Raw genomic sequence first — 15,928 nt, 5'->3', positions numbered from 1 at the left:
TTCGAGCCGTGCAACGACTCGCGGAGAAGCTCAGGTCCTGGGATTCGCCTCCCTGGAATTGAGTGTTGCGATTGGCTGCTCAATAGGATGCGACCTTCGTCATCCTGTCTTCCGGCATCCAACGGTCCCACAATGGTTGCATGGCTTCATGTCGTATGAATGTTCCGCAAATGTTTCGGGTGTTGCTTGTAGAGGATAGCGAAGTCGACGCGGCGCTGGCTCAAGTCGAACTGTCGCGCGAACCGCAGTTCGTCGTCGCTCACGTTGAACGGCTTGAAGAAGCCATTAGCGAGTTGAAGAACGTCCACACCGACGCCGTCGTTCTGGATCTCGGTCTGCCCGATTCCGATGGAGTCGAAACGCTCACCAAGCTGAGGCATGATGCGCCTCACGTTCCGGTGATTGTGCTGACTTCAACGCCCGGCGAGCTATGCGAATTGCACACCGCGCGGGAAGGCGCTGACGGCTATTTGGTGAAGGGGCATACGGTAGAAGGGCAGCTGCGTCGCGCCGTTCGCTTTGCCGTCGAGCGCGAAGGAGCGAATTCGACGGAGGAGCGTCTCGAATCCGATTCGAACGTCGTCAATTGGGCCAAGAAAGTGGGCGAGATCGCTCACACCTTGAATAATCTGCTCACCGTGATGATTGGCCAAACGGAAATCGCATTCAATAGGCTTCCGGAGGGTTCGTCTGTGCGAGAAGATCTGAGCGAGGTGCTGATTGCCGCTGAACGCGCCACGTTGCTAACAGGACAACTTCTTCAACTTCGCCGGGCGTAGCTCGCGCGAGTGTGAGTGGAAACTGTCGCCGCGACGTGGTTTCAATGAAAATGGCCTCTATCGGCGTAGCTCCACCGATAGAGGCCCGCACGAGGCCGTGGGTGATCGGCCAAGATAGTCTTCGGAAGATAAGCGACTAGGAATCTACTTCTCGGAGATACTGAGACGCAGCGTCGCGCCTTGAATCACTTTCGTTAGAATAAGGTCAGTGATGTTTGCATTGGTCTATACCAGCGTAGCGACGGCGCCCTTCGACGAATCGGCAATGGTGCAACTCACGCGGCTGGCCTCCGCTAAGAATCAACGACTGGAGATTACCGGATATCTCACCTACGAGTTCGAGTCAGCGACGTTCTTGCAATTCCTGGAAGGCGAGAAGGAAGTCGTCGAGCAATTGATGGCAACGATTGAGGCGGATTCCCGGCACCGAATTCTGAACGTGGTGCCGATACTTGACGAAGAGCGACAGGTGGCGATTCGCCGAACCTCAGCAGGCGCCGCTCGTCCAGGCCTGAAGGCTAACATGACAGCGGCGCCGTGGCCGGGGGCGCGGAGGCTGTTCCCCGACTGGACGATGAAATTGTTGAGCAAGGACGACTTTCAACGATTCAACCTAGAAGGCGAATTAGTGGAAGCGATGGTCGCGTTGCGACAACAATCCGTGGAACGAGCAACGACGCCAATCGCGGTGATCCGTCTTTCGCGGCTACTCGCCGTGCACTGCCTCGCATCAGCGTGATTAACAACGACTGCACTGCGGCGACGGGGCCTAGCTCTCAGACGCCAGCACGTCGCGGACCTTCGCCGCGAGCGCTGCTGGCGAGAACGGCTTCTGCATGAAGTGTACGGAGTGTTCTTCAATGTCGTGCCGCATGACGGCGTCGTCCGTGTAGCCCGACATGAAAAGAACCTTTAAATTTGATCGTTCCCGCCGCAGCTGATCGATCAACTCGCGACCGCTCATCTCCGGCATGATGACATCCGTAATTACCAAGGCGATATCGCGTTGACGCGCCTTCCAGTGTTCAATCGCTTCTCTTCCGCCGCTCGCCCCCAGCACCGTGTAGCCCTGCGCGGCAAGAACTTTGCAAAGTAGACGGCGCACCATCTCCTCGTCCTCCACGACCAAGAGCGTTTCGCTGCCTCGCTCGACATCACTCTGTTCAGCAGTCTCGCCCTCGGACTTCCAGCTCTCCCCCGGAAGCGCTGGGAAGAGGATGGTAAAGCACGCCCCGCTTCCCGGTTCGCTGTCGAGCAAGATTTGACCACCGCTTTGTTGGATAATGCCATAAACAGACGCTAGTCCCAATCCCGTCCCCTTCCCCTGCTCCTTGGTCGTAAAAAAGGGTTCAAACGCCCGTTCGCGCACCGCTTTATCCATACCGCAACCGGTGTCAGCCACGGTGACTTTGACGAAGTGCTGAACCGCGTCGAGTGAGCTGTCCTGACGGTCGAGGTTGCTAGTCGCGATCGTCAACACGCCCCCCTGCGGCATGGCGTCGCGAGCGTTGATCGACAAATTCAAAAGAATCTGCTCGAACTGACCGGGATCGATGCGAATGGGCCAAAGCGTTGGTTCGAGCGCCGAGAGAATTCGAATGTCCTCCCCGATGACGCGACTGAGCATTTTCTCCGTTTCGACCACCACTTCATTTAGATTGACGATCGTCGGCTTCAACACCTGCTGCCGGCTAAATGCCAACAGTTGCCGGGTGAGACGTGCCGCGCGCTCGCCGGCAGCCCGAAGCTCTGCAACGGCCTCTAACTCTGATTCGTCGAGGCGCTCAGATTGAGACAACGAAGCGCTATAACCGTTGATCACCGCCAGCATGTTATTGAAGTCATGAGCCACGCCCCCTGCCAGTTGACCGATGGCTTCCATTTTCTCTGACTGCCGCAATCGCTCTTCCAATCGCCTTCGTTCCGTGACGTCTATTTGCACGCCTACAATGTGCGTTAGCTGCTCTTTGTCATCGAATACAGGCGACAGCGTGACGGCATTCCAAAACATAGCGCCGTCTTTGCGGTAATTTAGCAGCTCGACGGTGCAAGGGATTCCTGCTGCCACGGCGTGGCGCAACTCCTCCGTGGCGGATGGGTCTGTATCGGGGCCTTGCAGAAATCGGCAATTGCGCCCGAGCACTTCCGTCGACTGATACCCGGTAATCGCTTCGAAGCCTGGATTCGCGTAGATAATGGGATTGTCGTGTGAACGTGGATCAGTGATGACAATGCCTTGGCTAATCGAGCGTACAGCGAAGTCACGCAACAGGAGCGCTTGCTCGTCCTCCCTCTGCTCGGTAATGTCGAAATGAAGTCCCACCCATTCGCGAATGCTGCCATTCGGGTTGAGGATGGGAACTGCCCGTACGGCCATGAGGCGATATTCGCCGTCAGCGCGACGCAGCCGGTGTTCGACGATGTAGATTGTGCGATCGTGAATTGCGTTCGACCAAACCTGTTCAGTGTGGCGACGATCGTCTGGGTGGACCGCATCGAGCCATCCCCAGCCTTGTAACTCGGCGAACGTCTGCCCGGTAAATCTCGTCCACGCCGGCTGCTCAGTTTCGAACTCGCCTGACTCCGGCGTGTTCCAGACAATTGCGGTGGTGGCTTCGACGAGCGTGCGATAGCGCGCTTCACTCTGTCGTAACGATTGCTCGGCAGTTTTCTGCTGGGTAATGTCTCGCGCAGTGCCGATCAACCCGGTGATATTACTCAAGCGATCGCGATAGGGCGTTTTGGTGGTGATATAGGTCCTGGTCGCGCCAGCCGCCGTTAGCACTTCTTCCTCAATGCGAACTTGGCCCGTTTGCATGACCTCACGGTCGCGCGCCATGAGCCGTCCGGCCCCAACGGGTTCGAACAACGCGGTGTCGTCCTTACCGATCACGTACTCCGCTTCTTGCCCGACAAACAGCGCGGCCGCACGATTGAAAAGCAGATACTTTCCTTCCAGGTCTTTCACGTAAAGTGCGTCAAAACTGGTCTCGATCACCGCGAGTAAAAGGTCGCTCGCTCGCGTGACATCTGATCCGGACGGGAGCGGATCCTCACTCTCAATGGTCTTAATCAGGAGCGCATCGACTCCGCCCCAGTCGATGGAGCGAATTTCGAACCGCACCTGAATAGCTGCATTCGCCTTGGTGGTTAGCTGCCACTCTCCCAGTTCGACGCCTGTCTCCCCAATTCTTTTGATCGCATTTGTAAAAGCCTCAACGTCTCCATGACAAAGAATTGCCTTCATCGTCATGTGGCTAAATTCTTCCTGGGTGAAGCCATATCTCTCAATCGCGCATTGATTGAACGCCAGGATCTGAAGAGTGCGATGATCGCAGACGAGAACAGGCGATGGGATACATTCCAAGGCGATTTGGAACGCACCTGTGGTAGCCGACCTTCCTGCGTTTTTCATCCCGACTCCCGGTCACGGATGGGCAGAGTGATTAGGCGGCCGTCCCCTCCATGGGCTGGCGGTCAGACAAGTGAGGATGGCATCCAGCCAACTTGCATGCGAGCATTCTACCGCGGCTGAAATGGAGAAGCGATAGAAAGCGTCGGTCGTGCTGATAGATCCTAGGTAATCAAGTGAAGGGAGGCAAGAGTTTCCATTGTGTTAACGAGGACCGACATGCATCAACAAGATTTCGCAGTCTGCTTGGGAGCGTATTAAGAATTTGTTACCGGTGAATTGGCTCCTCTATGAGAGCTCACGTATGGAGCGAGAAGCGGCGGAATGTCAACGATTACAAGGCGATCGTTATTATGCGTTGTAACGCCGATAACAGTGGCCTCAGAACATCCGCCGCTCGACGTCGCAATCGCTTCATTATTCGATGTAGTCCAGCTATCGTAGTCCGTTTTTCCTGGTGGGGAAATTGGCGTTGAAAAACGACGCCGGGGAGAAGTGAACGTAACTCGCAATGAGAGTCGTGTGACGGGACGCGTTCCGAATTAAAATGGCCGCCGGCGAATTGCCCAAATACCTACTGCCCGCAATACCAGAAAGTAGCGGTGAGCCTGATAGCAAGCGGAATGCTGTGCCTCACATTCTGTCGATGTGCTCCGCGTCAAGTATCGGCTGCCCGTGGCGCGGCGCGCTGTCGCGTGGCAGACGAATCGTGAACGCGGTGCCGTCCTCTGCGGTAGAAGTCACATCAATTCGACCGCTATGCGACTTGGCAACTTCGCGGGCGATGTACAATCCCATGCCAATGCTGCCAGGGCGATTTTTTTTGGGGTGCTCGGCGCCGGAGCCGCGAATGAGTGGGTCAAAGATTTTCTGCAACTCTCCGGGGGGGATGGGATCGCCGCCGTTATGCACTTCAATGAATACATTCGACGCTTCGCCGCGGAGTGAAACCGTGACTGGGTAGTCAGCCGAGCCATGCTGTATTGCGTTTCCCAGCAGGTTCGAAATGGCCTGACGGACGCGGTCGGAATCCCACTGACCGTTCAGGTCGCCTTCAGTTCGGAGTTGAATGTTCCGAGCAGGGTGAGCCGTACGAAATTCTTCGAACAGGTCGACAGCGAGGTCCCCAAGGTCCAATGGCGCGGGCGTAACTGGCATGCCCGCGCCGAGTCGAGTGCGGGTGTAGTCGAGTAGGTCGGCAATCATGCGTTCCATGACCGACACGTTGCGGCTGATCTGCCGGCCGCACGCGATGGCCTCGGCGGGGTCTGCAGAAACAAGCGGCACCAATTGCGCGTTGATACTAATGGAATTGAGCGGATTGCGCAGGTCGTGGCCGAGAATCGCGAGGAACATATCTCGGGCCTGATCAACGCGACTTGTGTAACTCGCAACAGCTTTGGTAATAGACTGATCAATTGATTCGTTGAAACGGGTGATGTCATCGACGTCGCGATCGCTTTCATCGGGCGAGCTCTCGTCCCAAAGTCGAAGTATGCTCGCGCGCAACGCTCGATATTCGCTCATTACTTCCAGTAAGTCAAAGCCAAGGCCAAGGCGGTCTACTGCGTGCGATTCGGACGCCCCATCGAGAGTATCATCCTCCTGAGATGGCTTTAAGCCCTTGGACTTCTTCGCGCGCTCAGCCGCAGTCTGAGGCGCCTTCATATTGCGTGCGGTGGCTAGTAAGATTTGACCGGCGTGATCGCGTAGCGCGAGTTCATCAAGATTTTCGCCGGCGCCAATACTCCGGGCGAAGATTTCCCACTCGGCTTGGATTGGCTCGACGCTCGACAGAATGAAATCGGCAAGACGCATCAACGCCTCCTAGTAGACTTACCCACGCACGGTGGAATCGCTACCCCGTACAGCCTCAAAATGCTCGTGCTTGGAACGCCAACAGCATTGCACGGGATCAGCAGGCAATTCTAGCCGATAGTACTGCGTATTTGTTCAGTTTGAGTGCGGCGGCATAAGGTTCGCAAGTCAGTGGCAGTTGGAGCCCCTAGCGTCTGGCCAGGATAGCGTTTCTATTTTCTTCGTCCGCTCCACCATACCGCTTAGCGCCCCGTCTGAGGGGGGAAATCCCTCGGTGCGACCTTACTGGAGGTCAGACGTTCCTGGTTGGCATTGCACCAGTCTGAGTAGATGTCCGCCAAGTCTTGCGTTTTAGGAGTGATGTGAAGATGTCGGCAAAGGCGGATCCAGCGGAGTGGTCAGAGGAGGAACTCTGGCAGACAATCTCAGCTAACGTTACTGATTACGCAATTTTCATGCTCTCAGCGGACGGCAAAATAGCTACTTGGAACGCGGGCGCTCAAAGAATCCTCGGTTATGCCGAGGAAGAAATAATCGGCCATAGTTTTTCTGAGATTTTCACGCCCGCCGACAAGAGCCAGCAGCAGCCGAGGAACGAATTGCGAATTGCCCAGGAGCGTGGGCGCGCAGAAGACGAACGATGGCATGTGCGGAAAGATGGCTCCGCCTTCTGGGCGAGCGGCATAGTCACTCCCCTGTGGGACAAGAACGGAGCATTGAAGGGTTTTGCGAAGGTCCTTCGTGATATCACGGATCGAAAGAACGCTGAGGACAAACTCCAGGAGGAGAATCGTCGCAAGGACGAATTTTTGGCGATGCTTTCTCATGAGTTGCGCAATCCGCTTGCAGCAGTTAAGAATGCTTCTCAGCTCCTGAATTCAGGCGACGAATCAGTAACGCAAGAAGCCGCGGGAATAATCCAGCGTCAAACGGACCTTTTGATTCGCATGGTCGATGACCTGCTAGATGTTTCTCGCGTCACGACTGGAAAATTCCAATTGCGACTGCAACAGGGCACGCTTCAGCAAGTTCTTGAACAGTCCATCGAGACAAACCGCCCACTCATCGCGAACCGCTCTCAACAGCTTTCTATCGACGTCCCTCAAGAATTCGTCTGGCTTCGCGCCGATCCTGCGCGATTGGCCCAAGCGATTGGCAGTCTGCTTCAAAATGCAGCTAAGTTCAGTGACAATCAGGGGGAGATCATTCTTTCGGCGAAGCGGCTTGGGAACGAGGTGCACGTCAAAGTCAAAGACAACGGGGCTGGAATTCGGTCGGATCTTCTGCCGCAGATATTCGAACCTTTTGTCCAATCCGATAATTCGCTTGACAGGACAATGGGCGGCCTCGGTGTCGGATTAGCTTTGGTCAAACGCATCGTTGAAATGCACGGTGGAATCGTCGAGGCGCATAGTTCAGGCGTCGGAAATGGCAGTGAGTTCGTTGTAAAGTTACCCGTCGTGCCCGAACTCGAGGAGACGCGTCCCGTCTCAGCGCCGCAGGGACTAGCTACGCCATCACTGCGAATCCTGATTGCCGAGGACAATGTTGATACGTCAAAGAGTTTGCAATTGCTCCTCCAAAAGTCTGGGCATCAGGTTGAAACAGCCAGCAACGGACGAGAAGCACTCGAGCGTGCTGCGCGCATGCGGCCGACTGTGATCCTCGCAGACATTGGGCTTCCAGTGATGGACGGCTTTATGCTCGCTGAGCGGATTCGAGCTCATGATGAGCTGAAAGACACTTATCTAATTGCAATGACTGGGTATGGTCGTGCGGAGGATTTCGAACGATCGAAGCAGGCAGGTTTCAACCATCACTTAGTTAAGCCTGTCGAGCTGAAGCGGTTGTTTGAGCTTCTTTCTCTCGTGCCGGGCTAATGGCCTAGGGTAACGAAGCTAACGCTAAGGCCTTAACAAAAATTGCTAGCCAAGCAAACGCCACGCTGTCCGAAACAGAGCAGCTCCGCCTTCATCCCCACCTTCTCCACACTATGTTGCGACGGATGCCTGAGAGAAGGGGGGGCTGGCGTTTGCCACCCCGAATACGCAGGACATGTGTCGGAGAAGTACATTTATCGCTACACGATGCCGTCGCGCGAATAAAAGGGAGCGACGCTTGAGGAACTATTCGGCTAGCTCTCAAGCCGAAGCGCCAATCGATCGTACTGATTGTCGGTCGCCTATCGGTGACTAACGATTCGTATGCTCGGCTAGCGTAGCGATCACGGCGCCCATTTTTGTGAGCCCGTATTGGTGACAGGCGGCGCTGATTTCGCGCAGTCGGTCCGCCGAATGCCGATCACTGGTGCGCAAGTCGCAGCAAATCCCGTGAGCTTCCTGCAACATTGTGCGCTCGGGCTCGGTAAGGCATTCGATGACCCGAGAATCGAGTTCAATCGGAAAAGTCGCGTTGGTCGTCATCGTTTTCTCGTCATGCGTTGTGGAGCCTTCCGGCATGTGACGCAGCCGCGTCATCAGCTCGGCAGGAGCTCTGTTTCCATCGTACTCCAGGCCACCTGTGTTTCGGTACGACAAACTCGCAGATCGTGGGCTTTCGCTGTCGCAGCCCAATCGCGTCGTCCGCTAACGTCAACCCTAGCGCAACAGTCCGCGCTGAGAATTAACAACTCAATTCAATGCGACGCTAGCGTCGAAGGTCACTACAGCGCCTCCCGCCAACGCCCTACCCGTGAGCTCATCCATGAAACTTAGCAAAAACCTTGGCATGCTACTCCTCGCCGCTTGGCTTTTCCTTTTCGGCTTGCTGACGACGCCGCTGCTCGGTATCAGCTTCTCTCATAGCGGCGATGTTCTAGGCGTGCTTGCCATTGTTGCCGGCGTGATGCTAATCATGCAGCGTTAGCTGCTCGCGGCTGCTTGCCGGCTTACTACAGTTCATCAGAAGAGGAATCATTATGAGTACAGCTATCGGCTCTTGCCGCGAGGCGCGCGGCGAAGCATGTAAAGCGGCGCACATCGGCGGCTGCGTTGCCGCGATCGTCGTCATCGCCATCGTCGTGCCCGCGAAACTCGGGGGCTATCTGCCTGCCGGCATGTCCTCGGTCCGATTGCTACTATTTCCAGTACTGGCATACGGCCTTGTCGTCGCCGCGATGCTCTGGAAGTTGGGGCGGGCCATGAAGCGATCCCAAGCGGTGCAGGACGAGGTGGAGATTGCGGCGGCTCGCCCCTGACGGGCAGGCTAGCCATATACCTATCTTTGGTACGCCCGTGTAAATACGACGCGAAATACCGCTTCGTGACGGGGCCAGATTCCAATGGGAATTCAGGGTAGTTCGGCGAAATATCTGCAGACGTTAGCCTTCGAAGTCGTCCCTCGAGAAGCGAACTGATAGCTGTTTTGACGTCGTCGAAGGCGTGTTGGTCGCCTCCCGTTCCTTAAACGCCGCCGAGAATCCAGTTTGACATGCTTGGCCATTGCGATCGATGGTTGTGAGGACGTACGCAATGCCGCCTCGTTCACAAATGCCCGAACTCATAGTTGCACCCCATCGACGCGATGTCATAGCAATTGGCGCGCCTAAGTAGTTTCCAACCTCCCCGTCGTTGTAGGGGAGTCTCACCCGCCTCAACGAAGATCTACAAGCTGCGGGCTAGCAACCTCGACGAGTCACGCACTTCATGAAAGAATCCTGCCGCTGCTGAGCTCGCTAAATTCACGAGGGCCAAGCACCGCCGTTGTCATGCAAGTGGCAGGCCGTAACACCACCGAGCCCCTTGAAACCTATTTCGCATTGCCAGCTGCGAAGGGGCCCGGCTTCGTTCGCCTTTCGGTAATCATCGGCCCAGAGACCTTCGGATGACGGTGAAGATCATCGGCCGCGGTGAACGGGAAGTTCGTCGCGTGACTTGCGACCGCTGTGGATCAGTCCTGGAATTCAGCGGCGCTGACGTGCAGAGCGAGCCTCAGTATAACGGGGATGGAGAGTACGCTGGCGAGCGGCGATGGATCGATTGCCCCCAGTGCAGCAGCCAAGTCTCCACCGAGACGATTGCTTGACGCTTTGCCGCCCCGTCCAGGAGCGTCAATTCGCAAGCAAGGAAGGATCGCCAGAACATCTCGACGTTTTACTGCTTACTCGCGAGCTTTCACCGCCGCCTCGTTCATCAGACGCAGCGCGGCACAATCGCCAATCTGATGCCCGACCATGACGACGGCTTCATCCAACTCCCTAGCCACCTCCGTCCCCATACGTACACCACTCAAGACGGCCCGCGCAATCAGAACGTGGTGAGCAATGTAGCGGGCATCTTGCTCTTTTCGGCAGGTGTGCCACTCGTCACCGTCTAGCAAGACCTGCCACCCAACGGTCGCGACGTGGCGGACAGTGATTATGGGTTCTTCCATGTTGACGCCTCAAGGTGAATAAGTCTGCGATTGCGGTGTCGGGGCGACTCGCACCAATTCGACTGGCGAAGACTGCCACGTCTGCATAACTGCCGTGTGAACTCATGGGGCCGAGGTCACGTCGGAACATAGCTTACAGTCGCTTACTAGCGCTGCTCAGCCGCAAGTACGCGGCGGACCCAGGGTCATACAGCCGCATCCCCGACCCGCGCGCATAGAACGCCAAGAGCCGTTGCCCGGCCTCGGTCTTCATTGTGTCTTGGAGGTACTGCACGGCGGCATTGCGTCCGATGCCTTCGCGGTAGATCGCCCCAAACGCCGCCCGTAACTCGGCGCGTTCGCCGAGAGTCAAACCGGCCCGCTTCATGCCGACGCGATTCTCGGCAATGACGTTCCCTCCTTGATCGGTGATGCAGAATGGCGGCACGTCCTGAGTGATCCGGGCCAGCATCCCGACTAGCGACAGCTCGCCGATCCGCACATGCTGATGGACCGCCGCGTTGCCGGAGACGATCGCTCGCGGACCGACGTGCACGTGTCCTCCAAGCAGGGCGCCGCTCACCAAAATGACGTCGTCGCTCAGTTCGCTGTTATGACCGACGTGCGAGTTCGTCATCAGCAGGCAACGTTTGCCGACAATAGTTGCCGTCCCCGCCGCTGTCCCGTGGTGAACGGTCGCGCCTTCGCGAATGACGCTTCCTTCGCCAATGCGGCAGTAGGAAGCTTCGCCGTGATACTTCAGATCCTGCGGCGCGTCGCCGACGACGGCTCGGGAATGGAGGTGGCAGCCTGCCTCCAGCGTAGTGTGCCCCATTACGATCGCCGCGGGTGATAGCACGCAATCAGGGCCGATCGTCACCGGTCCGCTCACGACTGCGTGGGGCCCGATTGATGCGCTGCCGTCAATCTCCGCAGCAATGTCGACGACGGCGGTAGGATGGATCGGCATGGCGCCGCGAGCTCCTGACAAAACTCTGTCGGAAGGTGGATGAATGCTGCAATTGGGGGCAGCGAGTGACACTTCGCGGTATTACCGCCAGTACTTTTGAAGGACGTCAGCGAAACGTCGGCTAGATAGTTGCCGAACCTCGGACGAAAATCAATGGCAGAAGAATCGCCTCGCCGGCGGCATCACCAGCTCTGGAGCAGAGCAAGCCGGTGGCATCATTTGTGTTGGACTGGCGAACCTGTTTCATAGGCCGAGTCGTGCGCAGTACTCTCCTCTTCCGGGGCTGCGACTTTCTCCCGACCAAATGAGCAGCCGGAAGCGACAGTGATGAGCAGGAGCAGAAGGAGAAGAGATTTCATCGTAGCCCCGCTAACTATAAGAAGTTGGTGCCTTGACGGTCGTCATATCGATCGTAGTGGCCGCGCCCCATCAGCCAGGCGGCGCGCTGGCCGTTCGGGCTGGCCGACGACGATTGGAATCAGCGCTTTCGACGTTTGATTTTGCCCCTAGTCCGGCGGTGGGGCCGACGATGGGTCTTCTAGTTGCACAATAAGAAACGCCGGAAAGCGACTGGCGCTTTCCGGCGTCTGGTGCATCACGTCAGTGAATGCTCGGTTGGCGATTAACCAATCCGGACATTCTCGGCACGCTTGCCCTTGGGGCCCATGCCTTCGTTGTATTGCACGGCTTGGCCTTCGTAGAGGCTGTCAAAACCAGCGCCTTCTACCGAAGACGAGTGGAAGAAAATATCTCCACTGTCGCCTTGAATAAAGCCAAAACCCTTGTCAGTCAACTTCTTGATAGTACCTTGCGACACTTAACATTACTCCTGCACGCAGTTCTCGTGAATGGCGCACCCGCGCACCGTGCAACTACGATCGGGCGACGCTTTCGAGGCCCGCTGCCGGGCACTCAACGTAAGAGAGCAATTTGACCCACACCGTGGATCAACATCGCCAAGAACCAGCTTGATCTGGTAAAGATGAAGGGCAAAAGTCAACAAGAAGAAGGGCCGAAGCAGCCATTGCGAGGTCCTAAGGACGACGTAACGGTCACATTCGGCGAAGCGTCTCGCATATGCCTTCGCTGTCTTAGTGCTTCAACTATAGCACAATAACTCTATCGGAGCAATCAGTTTCATGGCGTGAGTGTATTGCGACAACTGAGAAATTAATCCCGCAGGCGCGTGCAGCGGCGTTATCAAGGCTACGAAATTGAGTCACGCCGATTGAAATTAAAGATTCAGACGAGTACTATCGCGGCCGTTTAATATGCAAACCGCGAAATTCATACCCCGCTCAAACAGCGTATTCGGAGATTTCCATGGCAAAGAAGAAGAAAGCTAAGTCAGCCAAACTGCGTGAGAAGAACCCGCAAAGCTACGGCGTCATTTTCTTGGATCAAATCGCGCCGCCGATTCCGGTCAACGGTCCTAAACCGATCGAAATTGATCTGACTCTCGACGAGGGGCTGAAGCTTCACTTGGCGCTACTGCAGGCGCTGTCGGAGCTTAACCGGCTCGATCGACGTTCGCCGCGCTCGCGGGCTCGCGGAATTCGCTTCTCGCTCTACCCAGATCAGAATCGTCTAATGGTGGAACAGGGCAGCGTCAAAGACAACAGTGCACCTCGGTAACGCGCCAACTTGCTTGTGCGGCCGCGCGATAAGCCACCGGGGCCGCCCGTGACGCGGCTCATTTTGGTGTAGACGCCAGCAGAGTCGAAGCACCCCATTACCCGAATTGGCTTGCGGGGCCGCGAACCGATGAGCGACATAGCTTCAATTGGGCGGTGGCCTAGTCGCTGAGTCACTCGGCTACAACGCTGCCTTCTCGGGCTTAGCGGCAGTGGCCGGCAATGGCGCTCGTCGCCGGACTTGGTGCGGCTGTCAGCAACGTCGCCGGCTCCTCTGGTTCCATTTCGCCGTGTGCGACTAGGTCAATCTGCGGCCAAATCATTAATGGACGCGTCGCACAGAGGTTGTCCTGACCGCAGCTAATTAGCAGTGGGACGTTGGTTTACTTTGCGATCGTCTTGTGCGCCGGCTGGAAGCAATAATTCGAGCCAACGTCGCTGCCTGGGGGTAAGTGCAGGCCACGCCGTTATCAGACGTGCGAGCTGGACGCTCACCTCGACCAGGGTGCAAAAATAGGTGCAACAGCCCTGCCCTGTCTGGCCTAAGTCTTCGCTCGACAACACATTTCGGACCGCAGAATCAGAATCCGCCGCTCAACATAGCAGTCATAACCCGCGCAGGTCGTGAACACCGACGCGCGCGGGATATTCGTCCTCTTGCCCGGTTGGCGTGGCCATCGCTACGATTTTGTAAAGCGAACGCGAACGTGAGAAGCAGCAGCAAAACCACTGTCGGCGGATTCGCAGTCAGCGCTTATCTCACCTGCGCCTTGCGCTCCAAGCGACTGAGACGGGGATCCCAAGCAGACCACTGGGGACCAGAGTAAGTGGGTAAGCTCGTTGAGTGCACTTGCCGCGATAGACTCTTCTTTGATTCCAAATCGCCGAGGCGCAATCGCGTGCGAGTAAGCGCCCAAACGCAATTGCATACTCCATTGCGAGGCTTAGGTAATGCCACTCCAAACAGATCCGCATCGCCTTCCAAGTGACGTGACTTACGAGCTGCTCCGTTTCAGAAATGCAAATCCATTAACGGCGTCCCGTGGCTGCGGCGAGTGCGAACCTGCTTGGCGTCTGCCTCGGCGAGTAGGTGGCGTCGGTTGAGTGTAAGGTAATTACCATAGGTCAAGCTGAGAACCGGCCGACCTGCCCGACGAATAGCGCACGCATACGACAAGATACTCCCATGGCAGGCTCCTGCGTGGTTGCAATGAGTCAACGCGTGATGACGCACTGCACATGCAATCGCTGTTGCCTATTCCTCTCACGTCACAAAGCTACTCAGGGATGATTAGATCTCCGTTGGTATCATATTCCAGCCGCAACGCCCCCGAGATCACTTCGCCACTCGCGCTAAACGAACCCTGCCCGCCCTGAAGTAGCCTCAATATGCGGTCGCCGTGACGCTCGATCAGATCGGCAATCTTACGCAGTGCGCTAACTGCTTGTTTGGGAGAAGTGCCGCGCCGAATAGTCAGCCAGAGCATCGAGTCGCCGCCCATCGGCACCATCTCAAAGTGAACATGATCTCCGTCGGCATCGAGCTCCGGGTACAGCTGTTCTCCCTCGTCGCCTCGCGTCGTCGGAATACGATTCGCGTCGTCAGTCCCGGGCCGCTGCAAGAAGAGTTCGAGGCCGAGTGGGTCGGATAGAGCTACGTCACTCATTTGCTTGCTATGCGTTAGAATGTCAATACCTCGTCACCTCGTCAGATAGACCTCATCCCCTCACCCCGTCCCTAGCATCGTGACTGAGGTAGAGAAGGATGACGCTGGCAACAAACAGGCCGGCGTCATACAGCGCACTAGCTCTGTAGAAAGGCATGCCGAGGGCGAGGTCCAGCAGCGAGATTAAGGCCAGGAAGAATCCGACTGCGTAGCCAATGATCAAAAATACCAGCGGCAACGAGAATCGGACCGCTTCCCGATTAAGTTGGTCGCTGCGGCTAGCAGATTCGATTGGCCTGGGACGAGCAGATACACGACGATTTGTATGCGGGCTATCCGCAGCGTTCGATTGGCGCGGGCCGTTACCACGCTCGCCAGTACCACTTGCCGGAAGTCGTTCGGTATTTGAACTCCGGCGCAACAGATCGGACTTGCGCGACGATTGATTCAGAGTCGCAGCACTCATGGCGATTTACTCCACAAGACTGAGAAACTGCAGATCCGTTGAGCGAGGTTGCGATGGCGCAACCTCACTCAACGAGCCATGCGCGATGTCGGCGATCAGCGCCAGCGTCGCATCAACGAACTTCAATCCGCTTAGGCTGCGCTTCAGGCTTCTTTGAAACCGAAACGTGTAGCACCCCGTTATTGAGCTCCGCTGTGATCGAATCCGGATCAATCGTTTCGGGCAGCGTCACGGTACGAGTCACCCGTCCGTAACGACGTTCGTCGACCAAGCCTTTTCGGCTCTCATCCGGTGCTCGGCGCTCTGTGGTGATGCGGAGCATCCCTTTCTCAAACGTTAACTCGACGTCGTCACGCATTACGCCCGGCACATCGAGCTCAATCTGGTAGGCATTAGAATCCTCAGAGATGCTCGCTGGGACATAGTAGGCCTGAATGCCTGATCCGGCGTGAGCACTCAGGAACTGCTCCATCATCGAACCAAACTCACCTACATGGTTGGGCAGACGATTGCGGACCAAAGCGCTATTCATGGCGATTCCTCCCGTCGAAAATCTAGAGATGCTTGTACGACTGACGGCTTGCCCTATCTCTGACTGGCTTCGAGCCGTCAGAAGCACGCGATGGCAAGGAGCATGCCGAAGGAGACCTTTGCGCCACGATGTGTCGTAAGTGGTAATTCTCCAAATAGTTGCGACTAGTGTCGTATCAGAAGCCGGTACGGAGGGGTTGCCAAAATGGCAATTTTGTTTCTTCCACCCTTCGCGTCCTGCCATTTTGACTGCATCTGAGAAGCCTGCTTATAAAGCTTTGAAGCGATCTTCAGATGGAGT

At 56.4% G+C, this 15,928-nt stretch carries 15 protein-coding genes; 6 read left to right on the top strand and 9 right to left on the bottom strand.

Features of this window, described 5'->3' with window-relative positions:
- Positions 1-155 precede the first annotated feature (155 nt).
- Both PLANPX_RS13135 and PLANPX_RS13130 read left to right on the top strand, forming a co-directional pair.
- Complete coding sequence (locus tag PLANPX_RS13135; protein WP_172992045.1) at positions 156-779, top strand: response regulator; 624 nt, start codon at positions 156-158, stop codon at positions 777-779.
- Between the two features lie 211 nt (positions 780-990).
- On the top strand, positions 991-1,518 hold the full coding sequence (locus PLANPX_RS13130; RefSeq protein WP_152099175.1) for a BLUF domain-containing protein: 528 nt from the start codon (positions 991-993) through the stop codon (positions 1,516-1,518).
- A 30-nt stretch (positions 1,519-1,548) separates the two neighbouring features.
- Here PLANPX_RS13130 and PLANPX_RS13125 read toward each other — a convergent pair whose 3' ends face one another.
- Together PLANPX_RS13125 and PLANPX_RS13120 are read right to left on the bottom strand one after the other, a co-directional pair.
- On the bottom strand, positions 1,549-4,194 hold the full coding sequence (locus PLANPX_RS13125; RefSeq protein WP_152099174.1) for a PAS domain S-box protein: 2,646 nt from the start codon (positions 4,192-4,194) through the stop codon (positions 1,549-1,551).
- A gap of 630 nt (positions 4,195-4,824) precedes the next feature.
- A complete protein-coding gene (locus PLANPX_RS13120; protein WP_152099173.1) occupies positions 4,825-6,009 on the bottom strand; it encodes a sensor histidine kinase in 1,185 nt (394 codons plus the stop codon).
- 368 nt (positions 6,010-6,377) lie between these two features.
- Here PLANPX_RS13120 and PLANPX_RS13115 point away from each other — a divergent pair, with 368 nt between their 5' ends.
- Positions 6,378-7,889, top strand: a complete 1,512-nt coding sequence (locus PLANPX_RS13115) for an ATP-binding protein (protein ID WP_152099172.1) — start codon at positions 6,378-6,380, stop codon at positions 7,887-7,889.
- A gap of 312 nt (positions 7,890-8,201) precedes the next feature.
- Here the strand turns inward: PLANPX_RS13115 and PLANPX_RS13110 are convergent, their stop codons facing one another.
- The gene (locus tag PLANPX_RS13110; protein ID WP_232536392.1) at positions 8,202-8,468 is read right to left on the bottom strand and encodes a hypothetical protein; all 267 of its coding nucleotides are present in this window, start codon (positions 8,466-8,468) and stop codon (positions 8,202-8,204) included.
- A 244-nt stretch (positions 8,469-8,712) separates the two neighbouring features.
- Here PLANPX_RS13110 and PLANPX_RS27345 point away from each other — a divergent pair, with 244 nt between their 5' ends.
- Positions 8,713-8,874, top strand: a complete 162-nt coding sequence (locus tag PLANPX_RS27345; protein ID WP_172992044.1) for a hypothetical protein — start codon at positions 8,713-8,715, stop codon at positions 8,872-8,874.
- A gap of 52 nt (positions 8,875-8,926) precedes the next feature.
- Positions 8,927-9,205 (top strand): hypothetical protein, encoded by a 279-nt coding sequence (locus PLANPX_RS13105; protein WP_152099170.1) that lies wholly within the window; start codon positions 8,927-8,929, stop codon positions 9,203-9,205.
- 902 nt (positions 9,206-10,107) lie between these two features.
- On the opposite strand, the gene PLANPX_RS13100 is transcribed toward PLANPX_RS13105, so the two are convergent.
- The 3 genes from PLANPX_RS13100 to PLANPX_RS13090 form a co-directional block, all read right to left on the bottom strand.
- On the bottom strand, positions 10,108-10,380 hold the full coding sequence (locus PLANPX_RS13100) for a hypothetical protein (protein WP_152099169.1): 273 nt from the start codon (positions 10,378-10,380) through the stop codon (positions 10,108-10,110).
- 133 nt (positions 10,381-10,513) lie between these two features.
- Positions 10,514-11,329 (bottom strand): acyl-ACP--UDP-N-acetylglucosamine O-acyltransferase, encoded by an 816-nt coding sequence (gene lpxA, locus PLANPX_RS13095; RefSeq protein ID WP_152099168.1) that lies wholly within the window; start codon positions 11,327-11,329, stop codon positions 10,514-10,516.
- A gap of 622 nt (positions 11,330-11,951) precedes the next feature.
- Positions 11,952-12,146: a cold-shock protein gene (locus PLANPX_RS13090; RefSeq protein ID WP_152099167.1), complete on the bottom strand. Its 195-nt coding sequence runs from the start codon at positions 12,144-12,146 to the stop codon at positions 11,952-11,954.
- 506 nt (positions 12,147-12,652) lie between these two features.
- Between PLANPX_RS13090 and PLANPX_RS13085 the strand changes: the two genes are divergently transcribed.
- Positions 12,653-12,964 (top strand): hypothetical protein, encoded by a 312-nt coding sequence (locus PLANPX_RS13085; RefSeq protein ID WP_152099166.1) that lies wholly within the window; start codon positions 12,653-12,655, stop codon positions 12,962-12,964.
- A gap of 1,276 nt (positions 12,965-14,240) precedes the next feature.
- Here the strand turns inward: PLANPX_RS13085 and PLANPX_RS13080 are convergent.
- The 3 genes from PLANPX_RS13080 to PLANPX_RS27340 all read right to left on the bottom strand — a co-directional run bounded on the left by PLANPX_RS13080 (position 14,241) and on the right by PLANPX_RS27340 (position 15,628).
- Entirely contained in the window at positions 14,241-14,630 is a 390-nt protein-coding gene (locus PLANPX_RS13080; protein WP_152099165.1) for a hypothetical protein, read from the bottom strand.
- 52 nt (positions 14,631-14,682) lie between these two features.
- A complete protein-coding gene (locus tag PLANPX_RS13075) occupies positions 14,683-15,096 on the bottom strand; it encodes a hypothetical protein (protein WP_152099164.1) in 414 nt (137 codons plus the stop codon).
- Between the two features lie 112 nt (positions 15,097-15,208).
- Complete coding sequence (locus PLANPX_RS27340; protein WP_172992043.1) at positions 15,209-15,628, bottom strand: Hsp20/alpha crystallin family protein; 420 nt, start codon at positions 15,626-15,628, stop codon at positions 15,209-15,211.
- Positions 15,629-15,928: the final 300 nt, after the last annotated feature.

The sequence above is a fragment of the Lacipirellula parvula genome, assembly GCF_009177095.1.
Lineage (GTDB): Bacteria > Planctomycetota > Planctomycetia > Pirellulales > Lacipirellulaceae > Lacipirellula > Lacipirellula parvula.
The sequence above is the reverse complement of the archived record's forward strand: the minus strand, read 5'-3'. Positions and strand labels throughout refer to the sequence as shown.